This window comes from Chlorobium ferrooxidans DSM 13031, assembly GCF_000168715.1.
Classification (GTDB): Bacteria; Bacteroidota; Chlorobiia; order Chlorobiales; family Chlorobiaceae; genus Chlorobium; species Chlorobium ferrooxidans.
Window position 1 is genome coordinate 1 of sequence record NZ_AASE01000033.1, and the last position, 13,527, is coordinate 13,527.

12 protein-coding genes, 1 tRNA gene and 1 pseudogene are annotated in these 13,527 nt (G+C 52.0%); 9 read left to right on the plus strand and 5 right to left on the minus strand.

Going from position 1 to position 13,527, the window contains the following annotated elements:
- The first annotated feature begins 361 nt into the window (after window positions 1-361).
- The 9 genes from CFERDRAFT_RS10985 to cobA all read left to right on the plus strand — a co-directional run bounded on the left by CFERDRAFT_RS10985 (window position 362) and on the right by cobA (window position 8,870).
- Window positions 362-1,447, plus strand: a complete 1,086-nt coding sequence (locus CFERDRAFT_RS10985; RefSeq protein WP_006367304.1) for a hypothetical protein — start codon at window positions 362-364, stop codon at window positions 1,445-1,447.
- Window positions 1,448-1,624: 177 nt separating this feature from the next.
- A tRNA-Cys gene (locus CFERDRAFT_RS10990) sits at window positions 1,625-1,698 on the plus strand.
- A gap of 369 nt (window positions 1,699-2,067) precedes the next feature.
- The gene (locus CFERDRAFT_RS10995) at window positions 2,068-2,946 is read left to right on the plus strand and encodes a 4Fe-4S binding protein (RefSeq protein ID WP_006367305.1); all 879 of its coding nucleotides are present in this window, start codon (window positions 2,068-2,070) and stop codon (window positions 2,944-2,946) included.
- The gene (locus tag CFERDRAFT_RS11000) at window positions 2,933-3,166 is read left to right on the plus strand and encodes a sulfurtransferase TusA family protein (protein ID WP_006367306.1); all 234 of its coding nucleotides are present in this window, start codon (window positions 2,933-2,935) and stop codon (window positions 3,164-3,166) included. Before CFERDRAFT_RS10995 ends, CFERDRAFT_RS11000 begins: the two co-directional genes overlap by 14 nt.
- A gap of 178 nt (window positions 3,167-3,344) precedes the next feature.
- Window positions 3,345-4,058 (plus strand): phosphoadenylyl-sulfate reductase, encoded by a 714-nt coding sequence (locus tag CFERDRAFT_RS11005; protein ID WP_006367307.1) that lies wholly within the window; start codon window positions 3,345-3,347, stop codon window positions 4,056-4,058.
- 19 nt (window positions 4,059-4,077) lie between these two features.
- Window positions 4,078-4,959, plus strand: a complete 882-nt coding sequence (gene cysD / locus CFERDRAFT_RS11010; protein WP_006367308.1) for a sulfate adenylyltransferase subunit CysD — start codon at window positions 4,078-4,080, stop codon at window positions 4,957-4,959.
- Window positions 4,960-5,341: 382 nt separating this feature from the next.
- A complete protein-coding gene (locus CFERDRAFT_RS11015; RefSeq protein ID WP_006367309.1) occupies window positions 5,342-7,141 on the plus strand; it encodes a GTP-binding protein in 1,800 nt (599 codons plus the stop codon).
- A gap of 6 nt (window positions 7,142-7,147) precedes the next feature.
- Window positions 7,148-7,600, plus strand: a complete 453-nt coding sequence (locus tag CFERDRAFT_RS11020; protein ID WP_006367310.1) for a precorrin-2 dehydrogenase/sirohydrochlorin ferrochelatase family protein — start codon at window positions 7,148-7,150, stop codon at window positions 7,598-7,600.
- A complete protein-coding gene (gene cobA, locus CFERDRAFT_RS11785; protein WP_006367312.1) occupies window positions 7,584-8,870 on the plus strand; it encodes a uroporphyrinogen-III C-methyltransferase in 1,287 nt (428 codons plus the stop codon). Before CFERDRAFT_RS11020 ends, cobA begins: the two co-directional genes overlap by 17 nt.
- A gap of 7 nt (window positions 8,871-8,877) precedes the next feature.
- Here the strand turns inward: cobA and CFERDRAFT_RS11030 are convergent, their stop codons facing one another.
- The 5 genes and pseudogenes from CFERDRAFT_RS11030 to CFERDRAFT_RS12510 form a co-directional block, all read right to left on the minus strand.
- The gene (locus tag CFERDRAFT_RS11030; RefSeq protein ID WP_006367320.1) at window positions 8,878-9,951 is read right to left on the minus strand and encodes a sulfate/molybdate ABC transporter ATP-binding protein; all 1,074 of its coding nucleotides are present in this window, start codon (window positions 9,949-9,951) and stop codon (window positions 8,878-8,880) included.
- Between the two features lie 9 nt (window positions 9,952-9,960).
- Window positions 9,961-10,830: a sulfate ABC transporter permease subunit CysW gene (gene cysW / locus CFERDRAFT_RS11035; protein WP_006367321.1), complete on the minus strand. Its 870-nt coding sequence runs from the start codon at window positions 10,828-10,830 to the stop codon at window positions 9,961-9,963.
- 7 nt (window positions 10,831-10,837) lie between these two features.
- Entirely contained in the window at window positions 10,838-11,671 is an 834-nt protein-coding gene (gene cysT / locus CFERDRAFT_RS11040; RefSeq protein WP_006367322.1) for a sulfate ABC transporter permease subunit CysT, read from the minus strand.
- A 99-nt stretch (window positions 11,672-11,770) separates the two neighbouring features.
- The gene (locus tag CFERDRAFT_RS11045; RefSeq protein ID WP_006367323.1) at window positions 11,771-12,790 is read right to left on the minus strand and encodes a sulfate ABC transporter substrate-binding protein; all 1,020 of its coding nucleotides are present in this window, start codon (window positions 12,788-12,790) and stop codon (window positions 11,771-11,773) included.
- A gap of 365 nt (window positions 12,791-13,155) precedes the next feature.
- Window positions 13,156-13,527 (minus strand): annotated as a pseudogene (locus CFERDRAFT_RS12510) (carboxymuconolactone decarboxylase family protein); the annotation flags it as partial.

Below are 13,527 nucleotides of genomic sequence, written 5' to 3' on the forward strand. Positions count from 1 at the left end.
GACAACAAAAAAGGGTTTACCGCCGGGTCGCAATCCCTACCATATTCAGGGTATTTTTATGGTATATGCTTGCAGATAAAGGAGATAATAGGTTATTTGTTCACAATTGTTAACGAAACAGAACGACTAATGAACACATTTTCTTTAACACCATACGGTACTGCAGTTTCGTCAAGCAACTGTTGTTGTCTCCCCGGAGGGAGAGTGCTGTACACTACCGGATTTTTGATTTAGCGTACCTGTTCATCGGGAGCAAAAGTGGAAAACCGGCCGTCAGCATCAGTGACGGCTTTTTTTATTGAAATTTTTACATGAACCAGAACACCAGAACATAACACCTAACAACAAAGGGAGTAAAAAAATGAAAAAAATGTTATCTCTTGCCGCCATGTTTGCTGTACTGTCGTACGCATCACCGGCATCGGCAGAACTGAAGATAAGCGGCGACGCTGCAACCCGTTTGAGAGACGACTTCGGCAAGGCCAAAACAGCTGCCGGCGTCACAACCAATACGCAGGACCAGTATTTCCAGTATCGTGTTCGACTGAAACCCTCTGCCGATCTTGGTGATGGTTACTTCTTCAAGGGATTGATTCAGAATGAAGGTGTGGCCGGTGGCTGGCAGACCATTGCAGCATCCAATACCGAGCGCAACAGCCTTGAGGTTTCACAGTTCTACTTTGGCCGCAACCTTGCAAACAGCCATTACTCTCTTGGCCGTCTTCCGCTTGGAAGCCTCGATAACCCGATTCTTGATCTGACCCTTTACGCAATCCCTGGTACCGGACCGCAGGGTTCAAAATTGTATGCGGTTGATACTCCGATCGCTACAAACCATTTTGACCGTCTGTTTGGTTTCAATTACGGGGTTAAACTCGGTGGCGGTGAACTGAACGCTGTACTTGTCAACTTTGACAACCTCTCATCGACGGCCACGGCAAACCAGGGGCTTTTGAATGACGGCTATGGTATCACTGCGAACTACAAAACCACACTGGGCGATGTAACCGTTGTTCCACAGGCTTACTATACCATTACCCGTATTTCGGATGGTCGCAGGCCTTACTCCTTTGGTGGACAGGCCTTCATTCCGGTCGGTAAATCCAAAGTTGCACTCAGCGGTTTCTATACTGCTAACAAGAACACCTACCAGGCTACTAACTGGGATTACAGCGGCTATATCTTCAGGGTCAAGGGAGAGTCCGGTCCGGTTACGGCATGGGTTGATTACAACAGAACCAAAGACAAGTCTGCTGCAACCACGGTTGATTACGACAACCTCTTTGTCTGGGGATCATACAAGGTCAATGTGCATGAAGCGGCAACCGGAAGTTTCAGCATCACGCCAACCCTTCGCTATCGGGCAAGCGGTTCGCAGGCTGTCGGTGCTACAAAGGCAACGAATGATCTGCTGAGGACGGAAGTGTATGCAACTGTAACCTTCTAACCCCTGAACCTTATTGTTGGCAACTCTGGTAAATCGTTTATGACAATTTATCAGAGATACCTTATCGTATTCTTTCACTCCGGCATCCGGGCCACTCTGTTGCATTAAAGTCATGTGGGGACTTTAGGGTGTGTGTGTGCATTCTTCTCTTCAGAATGGCCCGGATGTTTTTTACCCGGCGATGTGGGTGAGTGGTCTAAGCCAAGGGTCTGCAAAACCCTTTATCACAAGTTCGAATCTTGTCATCGCCTCTGCTTTACCGTGTAGTAACGTGTAGTTCCCTTGCGCATCCGGGTGAGCAGAGAAAAGTGTAATCGGGTACATCTTTTCTCTGTTCCGGCCCGGATGTTTTTTACTCCCTTCCTTCATACCCTCATTTCAGCTGTTTTCCCGTCAGATTGTATGAAAAGCCATCTGCGGATTTGATAAATTGCCCCTTTATACCATATTTGCGGTATTTCCTCCGGTCATGTTTGGATATATGCCCACTCTTGGGTTTTATTAACAATCGTTACTCGCGGTTACTCTGTTGAATTGAGCCGGGAGAAGGATAACGGGTGATCAGGTTTTGGAACAAATACAGAGAGATGCCCGTATAAACAATTAGACTATCTGATAGCATGTCTGAACATGAGCTTGATCTGGCGGCTTTAAGCAAGGTTGGCATGATGCGCCAGAAGCAGCCTGACTACTATGTCATGCGCCTCAAGGCGGTTGCCGGTGATATGACCGCATCTCAGCTTGCCTGTGTAGCCGGAGTTGCTGAAAAATATGGCAGGGGTTTTGTTCATCTCTCCACCCGTCAGGGAATAGAGATTCATTATGTCCATCGTGACCATCTTGAAACAGCACGGCTTGAACTCCAGGGTGCAGGTATCGAGATGGGTGCCTGTGGTCCGAGAGTTCGTGTTATTGTTGCCTGTCCGGGAGAGGAGACCTGCCGTTGGGGTAACATCGATACCAAAAAGATTGCCAGGGAACTTGACAGGAGATATTTCAAGCAGGAGACCCCCTCTAAATTCAAGCTTGCCGTAACCGGCTGCTCCAATAACTGCACCAAGGCCAACGAAAACGATATAGGCGTCAGGGGTGCCATTGAGCCGAAATGGGAGGCGGGTGAATGTAACGACTGCGGTCTCTGCGTTTCACTCTGCCCGGTCAGTGCTATTGAGCGGCGGGATAGTGATGAAGGATATTGCTATGCCATAGATGAGCAACTCTGCATCAACTGCAGTGTCTGCACCTCTCTCTGCCCATCGAACTCATGGGTTATCGGCAGAAAAGGCTATACCCTCTATATCGGCGGTACCATGGGCAGAGTGCCCCGTTTCGCTTCGGTACTGAAGAAGATGGTTGAGAGCGAGGAGGAACTCTACCTGCTGATAGAAAAAGCCATAGCACTCTACAGGGAGAAGGGGCGGAAAAAGGAGCGGTTCGGCCATATGATTGACCGGATTGGTCTTGAAGCCGTAAAGGAGGAGCTGCTTGCCAAGCCCTGAAATAACAAAAACCCTTGATGTGCAGGGGATCTCCTGTCCGGCCAATGCCATGCGCGTCAGAGCTGCCGTTGCGGAATTGACGGGTGATGAACTGCTTGAGGTGCTCGTTGATGAAGGGGAGGCGGTTCTCCGTGTTGCCCGCACGCTCAAGGACTGCGGACACCGGATCGTCAAGGTTGTAAATCGGGGCGAAGGTGTAAGCGTGATTGTCGGAAAATAAAAACGAGGCATTTCTTACAATAAGGCACCTTTATTAATTGTCGTGAGCGGTTTGAGTGTGAGGCGGACGGAGCGCAGAAACCGGAATGTACACGAAGTACTTGAGGATTTCGAGCACCGCCCAACGAAGCAATCGAATCGCGGAACAAATTAATAGAGGTGCCTAAGAGAAGAGAACTATGAAGAGGGAAAAGATTGAACAATTGAATATTGAGCTGGCCGCCAAATCACCGGAAGAGATTTTGCGTGCAGCCGTCGGCTGTTTTGGCAAGGAAAACATGGCGTTTGCCTCAAGTTTCGGTGCCGAGGACCAGGTCCTTACCGATATGCTGCACAGGGAAAAACTGCCGGTTCCGGTTTTCACTCTTGATACAGGGCGGCTGCATCAGGAGACCTACGATCTGTTCGATGCAACCAGAAAGCACTACGGCATCGAGATTGAAGCGCTTTTTCCCGAGACGGCCGCTGTGGAGTCCATGCTTGCACTGCACGGCCCGAATCTTTTTTATGAGAGTATTGAAAAGAGGCGCGAGTGCTGCCGGATCCGGAAGGTGCAGCCGCTCACAAAAAAGCTTTCAACAGTGACGGCATGGATATGCGGCTTGCGCCGTGAGCAGTCGGTCACCAGAACCGCTGTGGCTCCGATTGAGTGGGATGCCGCTTTCGGCCTTTACAAGATAAACCCTCTTGCCGAAGTGTCGGAAGCGTGGGTGTGGGAGTATATCAAACAGCATAACGTTCCCTTCAACAGGCTTCATAACGAGGGCTATCCGAGCATCGGATGCGCACCCTGTACCAGGGCGGTCAAGCCGGGAGAGGATCTCCGTGCCGGACGCTGGTGGTGGGAGATAGCCGAGCACCGGGAGTGCGGTCTGCACCGTGAAAAACAGTAACCATATCGAAAGCGAACCAATGGATCATCTCGACAAACTCGAAGCCCAAAGCGTCTATATTCTCAGGGAGGCATACCGGGAGTTTAAAAGCCTCTGCATGCTCTGGTCAATCGGCAAGGACAGCACGGTCATGCTCTGGCTTGCCCGGAAGGCTTTTTTCGGTCACGTGCCGATCCCGCTCGTCCATGTTGACACCCACTACAAGATCCCTGAAATGATCGAGTACCGTGACCGTCTCGCGCTGGAGTGGAACCTCAATATGATCTACGGTGAAAACCGTGAGGCGCTTGAACGGAAACTTACCTTTCCCGACGGCAACACCGACCGGCTCACCTGCTGCAAATATCTGAAGAGCGAAGCCTTGAAGCATACCCTCTCCGGCGAGTGGCCCCGATACAGGATGGATCATGAGCTCAAGCACTATGTTCAGGACGAGGGCAAGGAGCCCTACACCGGAGTCATAGCGGGCGTCAGGGCGGACGAAGAGGGAAGCCGGTCAAAAGAGCGCTATTTCTCTCCGAGGGACAAGGATAATGTCTGGGATGTAGGCGATCAGCCGCCCGAGTTCTGGAACCAGTTCAAGACCGATTTTGCTCCCGGCACCCATGTGCGCATTCACCCGCTGCTCGACTGGACCGAACTGAATATCTGGGAGTATATCGAGAGGGAAAAGATTTCTGTGGTCTCGCTCTATTTCAATCAGGGAAAAGGCATCCGCTACCGTTCACTCGGCTGTTACCCCTGCACCAACCCGGTTGAATCCGAGGCGCGAACGCTTCCTGAAATCATTGATGAGCTCAGGAGCGGGAAGTTTTCAAACATAGCCGAACGCTCCGGCCGGGCCCAGGACAGCGAAGACGGAGGGGGGCTGGAGACCCTCCGCCGCGATGGTTATATGTGAGCTCACAGCTCTTGATTTGTTGCGCGATTTGATTACTGCGTTGGGCGGTGCTCGAAATCCTCATGTACTCTTGTGTACATTCCGGTTTCTGTGCTGCCTTGCCCTCAAACCGCTCACGACAATCAAGATTTGTGATCGGGAAATATGGGTTTTGGATTCTGGATTTTGGATTGGGTAAGGAAGAAAGTGGACTTGGTGGACGAAGAGATGGTGGACAGATGTGGACGCAAGTGGACAAGAATAAGAGAGGAAAGAGAAAGGTGGATTTCTCTTTGTCGTTGCTGTCCTTGTAGTCCCTGAAGTCCTTTTCTATGTTGATTTGTTGCAGGGGCAAACCTGTGTGTTTGCCCGATAGGTTAAAATTTTTTGATCAGTTCTCTTTATGAATGGACGTTCGCAGATGAATATTGTTATAGTCGGTCATGTTGATCACGGCAAGAGCACCGTGATTGGCCGGCTGCTTGCCGATACGGGAACACTGCCCCAGGGAAAGCTTGAATCGGTCAGGGAGAGCTGCCGTAAAAACTCGAAGCCGTTCGAGTATGCCTTTCTGCTTGATGCACTCAAGGATGAGCAGGCCCAGGGGATTACCATTGATATGGCCCGCTGCTTTTTCAAAACCGAAAAGCGTGACTACATCATCATTGATGCACCCGGCCATATCGAGTTTCTGAAAAACATGATTACCGGCGCATCAAGGGCTGAAGCGGCTCTGCTGGTGATTGATGCTCATGAAGGGATACAGGAGAACTCCAAACGGCACGGCCATATGGTATCCATGCTCGGCGTGAAGCATGTTACGGTGCTGGTTAACAAGATGGATCTTGCCGGATACAGCGAGGAGGTTTTCGAGCAGCTTAAAAAGGAGTACACGGCTTTTCTTGCCCAGATCAAGGTGACGCCGGTCAGCTTTATACCGGTCAGTGCCCGGGAGGGTGACAACATCGCCTCACTTTCCGACCGTATGGAGTGGTACAAGGGTGCAACGGTGCTTGAGCAGCTTGACCGCTTTGTCAGCAGCAAGGAGCTTCAGGAGCTGCCCTTCCGCTTTCCCGTGCAGGATATCTACAAGTTTACCCGCAGTGATGATGACCGGCGAATTGTTGCCGGAAGTGTTGCTGCCGGATCGGTGCAGGTTGGTGACGAGGTGCTCTTTCTCCCTTCAGGCAAACACTCGGTCATCCAGTCGGTTGAGTCATTCAATACGCTGCCGAAAACGAAGGCATCAGCAGGTGAGGCTACAGGCTTTACCCTTTCAACACAGATCTATATCCGTCCGGGAGAGCTTATGGTCAAGCCCTCCGAGCCGCAGCCGGAAGTTGGCAGCCGGTTCAGGGTGAACATCTTCTGGGTCGGAAGGGCACCGATGATCCGTCAGAAAGAGTACAAGCTCAAGCTCGGTTCCGCGCGTGCTTCGGTCAAGCTGGCGGAGATCAGCAATACGCTCGACGCTTCGGATCTGAGTTACAGCCGCAGCAAGCAGCAGCTCGACTGTCGAGATGTCGGCGAGTGCATTCTTGAAACAGCGCGTCCCATAGCCTTTGACCCGGCGTCAGCAAGCGAAACAACGGGCAGGTTTGTCATTGTTGATAATTTCGAGATTTGTGGCGGCGGTATTGTGCTTGAGAACCTTTCTGCCGGTGAAACCCTCCTGCAGCAGCATATCCGTGATCGTGAAAACAACTGGGAGCCGGGGCTGGTGCGCTTTGAGGAGCGGGCTGAAGCAAACCGGCACAAGGCGAAGTTTATTGTCTTTACCGGCGCTCCCGGCACGGGGAAGCGTGCCATTGCCAAAGCGCTTGAACGGGGGCTCTTTGAAAACGGCCTTAACGCCTACTATCTTGGTGTAGCCAATATCGACCGAGGTCTTGATGCCGATCTTGGAACCCATGCCGACAGTGCAGGCGAGCGTCTCCGCCGGATCGGTGAGCTGGCCCGAATTCTTACCGATGCGGGACTTATCTTTATCACCACCATCGACGATGCTGATGATTACGATATCGAAACATTGAAGCAGTTGAACGAACCCAATGATATCCTTGTCATCAACACGGGTGAAAACGGTTTTTCCCGCTACCAGCCTGATTTTGAGCTTCCTGCGGGGGCTGACGTCTCGAAGGCCGTCGGTCAGGTGGCTGATATCCTGAAAACAAGAGAGATCATTATCGACTACCAGATTTAGGCTGCCATGAACTATGTGCCGATAACCCTGAAGGTCGAGAACAAACAGCTGCTCATTCTCGGCGGCGGAAAAGCCGCACTTGAGAAAGTTCAGATGCTCCAACGGTTTGGCTTTACGGTTACGGTTATCGGTGAAGAGATTGACGAAGAGATTCTTCAAAGCGGCTGCACCTGCCATCTCCGTCCATTCCGCAGTGAGGACTTTGAGGATGTTTTGCTTGTTTACGCCTGCTTCGCTGACCGGGAGGTGAACCGGGCAATAAAGGAGGAGGCCAACGCCCGCGGTATTCTGGTCAATACGCCCGACGATCCTGAACTGTGCGATTTCATTACCCCGGCACTCTTTATTGACGGCCCTATGATGGTTGCCGTCTCGTCGGGAGGCACGGATGTACGCAAGGCTGTAGCGTGGCGGAACAGGATAAAAACCTACTTCAGCAGTCATGACCCCATATCCTGAGACCCTGCGCTTGATTGCCGAGCATCTTGACCACTCCCCGGCTGAACCGGCCTGTTTTGCTCTTGATCCTTTTCGCCTCCTTGAGGTTACAGATGATCCGCTTCAGGCTCTCCTTGACGGGCGAAGTGAGGCGGCTCTCTTTCCGGCATCGGCACTTCCCGAACCTCTTCCGGATGAGTTTGCTGTTGCGGCTTTGCTCTCCTTTCGCACGGTTCCGGACAGAGAGGATGCTCATCCGCTTAAAGACATGAACGTCATTGTGGTACGACATGAGCGTGCCGATCTCAAGGTGCTCTTTGCCCCGCTTGACATCCGCCGTGGCTACGGCAAAGTCTATCTGACCGGTGCGGGAGCAGGAAGCCGTGACTATCTGACACTCAAGGCCGACACTCTCATGCAGCGTGCCGGAGTGATCTTCTACGATGATCTTATTGATACAGGTCTGCTTGATGCCTACAGGGCGGAAAAGGTCTACGTCGGCAAGCGAAAGGGGCTCCATCATGCTGATCAGGATGCCATCAACCGTCAGCTTTTTGCTGCGGCTTTAACTAAGCAGATCGTGGTGCGTCTTAAGGGTGGAGACCCTCTTGTTTTCGGAAGGGGAGGTGAAGAGCTGGCCTGGCTATCCGACCGTCAGATTGACGTCGAGGTTGTGCCCGGTGTCTCTTCCATGATGAGTGCGGCAGCCTCGGCAGGAATACCCCTGACCCAGCGGGGTGTCAGCGGCGGAGTCACCCTGCAGAGTGCCCATAATGTGCTGGCAGGAGACACCCCGCGAACCCTCGTCTACTTCATGTGTGCGAGCCGGTTGAAGGAGCTGCAGTCGACACTGCTGCATGAAGGGATAGACGGAAAGACACCGGTTGCTCTTATCCGCAAGGCCGGTTTTTTCGATGAAGCAATGATCATGACGACAGTCGAAATCATGCATACGGTTGAGCTGGCCTCACCCCTGCTTGCCATAATCGGTCGTACGGCTGCGCTTTGCAGAAAGCGGTCCAAAATTCTCCACACGGGTGATGATCCATACCGTTGCTTGCTCCCCGGCAAAATTGTCCCCATCAGCGACATAACAGCCGGAGGGAACCCATTGGGAGTGGTTGACCTCTCACTCTTTTCAGGCATTGTTTTTACCGGTAGAGAGCAGATCGATACACTGCTTGCCGCGTTCGGCACCTTTCCTCCGCATCTTGTGCTCTATGCAGAGGGCCGAAAAACTGCCGAACTGCTACGAAGCAGGGGATACGGCAGAACGGTCATGGAAATATGAATGATGATCAGATTTCGTAATCGCAGGCAAAGACCTTGACCTTGTTGAAGGTGACGAAGACCCTGTCTCCCTTTTTGAGCTGAAGGTTCAGGTAAAGCTCCCTCGGTATTTCTGCATCAATGGGCTGATCAAACCCTTCGCACTCAATATTCAGGCCGATCTGGCCCCCAAGCAGGCGGATTTCACGGATGGTGCCCTCAAGATCGTTTCCTTCACTCCTGATTTTGCTGATTCCTATCTCGTGAGGACGTACAAAGGTCTGACTTGTTTTTTCGGCACTGTTTTTCAGCTCATCCGGAGCATCAACGCTGTGACCGCCAAGCGTTACCATCCCTTCATGAACACGTCCGTGGAAGACGTTGACGTTACCAAGGAAGTTGTAGACAAAGGCGTTGGCCGGGTGATCGTAGACCTCCTGCGGCGTGCCCTGCTGTTCGATTTTTCCCTTGTTGATCACCACAATCCTGTCAGCCAGCTCCAGCGCCTCCTCCTGGTCGTGGGTGACGAAAATACTGGTAACATGAATCTCATCATGCAGCTTTCTGAGCCAGCGGCGCAGCTCCTGACGAACCTTGGCATCAAGTGCCGAAAAAGGCTCATCCAGCAGCAGCACTCTCGGATTGACCGCCAGTGCCCTGGCAAGGGCGACACGCTGCCGCTGACCGCCAGATAGCTGGGACGGGTAGCGTTTGAGTGCCCACTCCATCTGCACCAGTTTCAAAAGATGCTCGACCCGATCCTTGATCTCACTCTTCGAAGGTCGCTTGCTGCGAGGAAGTACCTTGAGGCCGAAGGCTACATTCTCGTAAACATTAAGGCGCCGGAAAAGCGCATAGTGCTGAAAGACAAAGCCTACATTTTTCTCCCGGGGAGGAAGGTTGGTGGTGTCCTTTCCTTCAAGAATGATCTTTCCGGAATCAGCGCTCTCCAGACCGGCAATAATGCGCAACAGGGTTGTTTTTCCGCATCCTGATGGCCCGAGAAGCGCAATAAGCTCTCCCGAGGCGATATTCAGGCTGATATTGTCGAGTGCCGTGTAATCGGTGAATTTCTTCGTAATGTTCTGAAGTTCGATACCCATTGTCAGATCTTAATGTTGTGAGCTGTTTTTCTGAAATCTGTTTTCCATCACAGCCTTGACGATTACCGTGGTCAGGGCGAGAAATACAAGCAGCGAAGCTACGGCAAACGATGCCGTAAAGTTGTATTCACTGTAGAGAATTTCCACATGGAGGGGAATAGTGTTGGTCTGGCCGCGAATGTGACCCGATACCACCGATACCGCGCCGAACTCGCCGATTGCGCGGGCACTGCAGAGAATCATGCCGTAGAGCAGACCCCATCGGATGTTCGGCAGGGTTATTTTACCGAAAATCTGCCACCCTTTTGCTCCCAGTGTCAGGGCCGCCTCCTCCTCATCACGTCCCTGGGCCTCCATCAGGGGAATCAGCTCCCTTGCCACAAAGGGAAAGGTGACAAAGAGGGTCGCGATAATGATGCCGGGTGTGGAAAAGATGATTTTGATCCCCTGCTCACCAAGCCAGGAGCCGAAAGGGGTGCGGCTGCCGAGCAGCAGCACAAAGATAAGACCGGCAATGACCGGAGAGACGGCAAAGGGAAGATCAAGCAGGGTTTTCAGTGCGGCTTTGCCGGGAAAGCTGAATTTCGTGATTGCCCATGCCGCTGTTACGCCGAAAAATGCGTTCAGGGGTACGACAATTGCCACGGTTGTCAGGGTAAGCTTGACCGCTTCAATGGTGTAGGGCTCCCGGATGGCTTCAAGATAGAAATCCCACCCTTTCTGGAATGCCTGGGCAAAGACAAGTCCGAGCGGCAGAAAAACAAATCCGATAAAAAAGAGCAGGGTAAGGCCGATCAGAAGTATACGAACCGGCAGCGGATCGGATATCTTTTTTCGTACAACAGGAGGTGTGCCCTGTGAAAGCAGTGGTGTTGACATGGTGTGCTTAGCGATATTCTTTCTGTTGCCACTCCTGAATTGCGTTAAGCAGGAGTATCATGGAAAATGAGATGACGAGCAGTACCAGCGCGACGGCAGAGGCTCCGTTATAATCATACTGATCAAGTTTGGACATGATCATGAGAGGTGCAATCTCCGTTTTCATCGGCAGATTACCGGCAATGAAGATGACCGATCCGTATTCGCCGATACCGCGGGCAAATGCAAGGGTTGAACCGGTGAGCAGCGCCGGAAAGAGGTGCGGAAGCAGGATCTTTCTGAAAGTCTGCAGGCGGGTGGCGCCGAGGCAGTGTGCGGACTCCTCGATCTCCGGTTCAAGCTCTTCAAGCACCGGCTGCAGGGTACGGACTACAAAGGGAAAGCCGATGAAAATAAGGGCTACGACAATTCCGGTAGGGGAGTTGATGACCTCGATGTTCCATTTTGCCGTTATTTCACCAAGCCAGCCGACGGGAGAGTAGAGTGTGGCAAAGCAGATACCGGCAACAGCGGTCGGCAGTGCGAACGGAATGTCAACAAGAGCATCAAGAAATGCCTTGCCGGGGAAGCGGTAGCGAACAAGTACCCATGCCGTAAGGAGACCGGCGACGGCATCAAACAGAGCCGCAAGGAATGCGGTTGAAAAACTCAGTTTGTAGGAGGCGAGAACGCGGGGCGCGGTAACGGCACTCAGGAACGGCTCCCATCCCATAGGAATGGCGTTGAAGAAGATCATGCTCAGCGGGACTATGACAACGGCAGAGAGGTAGAATACCGTGTAGCCCATCGAGAGCCCGAAGCCGGGCAGAATGTTTCGTCTTTTTTTCTGGAAAATTGCCATCGCTCAGATTAATAACTATACAAATAAAGCGGAAAGCGGGATATCGTTCTGATACTCCGCTTTCCGCAGGGAACAGGGTCTCTATACCGTGCTTTTCGATCAGGGAAGATAGATCTGATCGAACACACCACCATCCTTGAAGTGGGTCTTCTGTGCTGTCCGCCAGTCACCGAAGAACTCCTTCAGGGTGAAGAGCTTGATTTTCGGGAAGTTCGCACCATATTTTTTCAGAGCGGCAGGGCTGCTCGGGCGGTAGTAGTTCCGGGCAATGATCTCCTGCGACTGAGGCGTGTAGAGGAAGTTCAGATATGCTTCAGCAAGCTTGCGTGTGCCGTGTTTGGCAACGTTTTTATCAACAACCGCTACCGGTGGTTCGGCAAGGATGCTGGTTGCCGGTGCAACGATCTCAAACTTGTCCGATCCGAACTCTTTCAGAATCAGGTGAGCCTCATTCTCCCATGAGAGAAAGACATCGCCAAGTCCGCGCTGCGCGAATGTCAGGGTTGAGCCGCGTGCGCCGGTGTCAAGTACAGGAACATTTTTGTATAACGCCTTGACGAACGCTTTAGCCTTCAATGCTGAACCGGTCTGTTTCTGTTTGAATCCCCAGGCTGCAAGGTAGTTCCAGCGTGCGCCACCCGATGTTTTCGGATTTGGAGTGATGACCGATACACCCGGTTTCACAAGATCATCCCACCCGTTGATCCGTTTCGGATTACCCTTCCGGACAACAAAGACGATGGTAGAGGTGTAGGGGGTGCTGTTGTTTGCGAGTCTTTTCTGCCAGTTGACATCAAGGAGTCTGCTGTCGGCAATGGCATCAATGTCATAGGCGAGAGCGAGTGTTACAACATCAGCCTCAAGGCCGTCAATGACCGCACGACCCTGCTTGCCTGAACCGCCGTGTGACTGGTCGATTGTGACCGTCTGACCTGTCTTTGCTTTCCAGTAGTTGATAAATGCCGCGTTTTCGCTCTTGTAGAGCTCCCTTGTCGGATCATAGGAGACATTGAGCAGTTTTGCCGGTGCCGGTACTGCCTCCGCCACAACTCCCGGAAGACCGGAGGCCAGGATGAGTGATGCGGCAAGTGTGATTTTTTTTGTCCAGTTGAGATGCATGGTGTTTCTCCAGGTAAAGTATTCTTATTGTTGTCGTTGAAATGAGAAATCCGGTAAAAAAAAAGCCGGTTCACTGTTGTATTCAGAACCGGCGCCGGGCATAATCCTTTTGAGGAACTATGGACAACAGCCGGATATGGTATTGTCGTAATCTCTTTTCAGTTGACAGCAGCAGCGCTCTTCAGAGCAAAATGGTGTATATGAAAAAGTGCTCATTATCTCTCCGTTTCGTTCACGATTGTTAATAAAAATCAATATTTCCAACCTTTCCAACTCTCTACCATAAAAATACCATAAATAGGGTACGTCAGATCGGGAGTGGTCCGGAATGAAAAGGGTATATCGCAGATTAAATGAGCGCAGCTCTACAGCCAGGAGCCTGTTCGTTTCGCCGCCTCAAAACTGCTCCAGGCAAGAGCAGCAATCAGCCTCTCATCTCCGGGGAAGCTTGAGGAGAAGGCCTTGACGACAGTTTTATCGACACGCCAGGGGGCAAGTGCGGTGAGGAGCGCAAGCCTTCCTGCGCTTTTATCCGTTTCCGTCAGGTTGGCTATGGCCTCTTCACACCACAGGTTGTGCATATCCGGATCACTGCCGTTCCAGTTCTGCACAGCGGCATGGACTGCATTTCGCACTTCAGTGGAGAGCGCCATTGCTCCATGTTTTTCGATGACCTGAGCAAATCGGGCAAATGCAGCGGAGATCACCGGAGAGGGTTCTGCCCATGCCAGATCATC

Excerpts from the sequence above, each read along its gene's own strand:
- CFERDRAFT_RS11030 (WP_006367320.1), bottom strand. The coding sequence starts at position 9,951 with ATGGGTATCGAACTTCAGAACATTACGAAGAAATTCACCGATTACACG.
- CFERDRAFT_RS11020 (WP_006367310.1), top strand. The coding sequence starts at position 7,148 with ATGAACTATGTGCCGATAACCCTGAAGGTCGAGAACAAACAGCTGCTC.
- cysT (WP_006367322.1), bottom strand. The coding sequence starts at position 11,671 with ATGGCAATTTTCCAGAAAAAAAGACGAAACATTCTGCCCGGCTTCGGG.
- CFERDRAFT_RS10995 (WP_006367305.1), top strand. The coding sequence starts at position 2,068 with ATGTCTGAACATGAGCTTGATCTGGCGGCTTTAAGCAAGGTTGGCATG.
- cobA (WP_006367312.1), top strand. The coding sequence starts at position 7,584 with ATGACCCCATATCCTGAGACCCTGCGCTTGATTGCCGAGCATCTTGAC.
- CFERDRAFT_RS11015 (WP_006367309.1), top strand. The coding sequence starts at position 5,342 with ATGAATGGACGTTCGCAGATGAATATTGTTATAGTCGGTCATGTTGAT.
- CFERDRAFT_RS11045 (WP_006367323.1), bottom strand. The coding sequence starts at position 12,790 with ATGCATCTCAACTGGACAAAAAAAATCACACTTGCCGCATCACTCATC.
- CFERDRAFT_RS10985 (WP_006367304.1), top strand. The coding sequence starts at position 362 with ATGAAAAAAATGTTATCTCTTGCCGCCATGTTTGCTGTACTGTCGTAC.
- cysD (WP_006367308.1), top strand. The coding sequence starts at position 4,078 with ATGGATCATCTCGACAAACTCGAAGCCCAAAGCGTCTATATTCTCAGG.
- cysW (WP_006367321.1), bottom strand. The coding sequence starts at position 10,830 with ATGTCAACACCACTGCTTTCACAGGGCACACCTCCTGTTGTACGAAAA.
- CFERDRAFT_RS11005 (WP_006367307.1), top strand. The coding sequence starts at position 3,345 with ATGAAGAGGGAAAAGATTGAACAATTGAATATTGAGCTGGCCGCCAAA.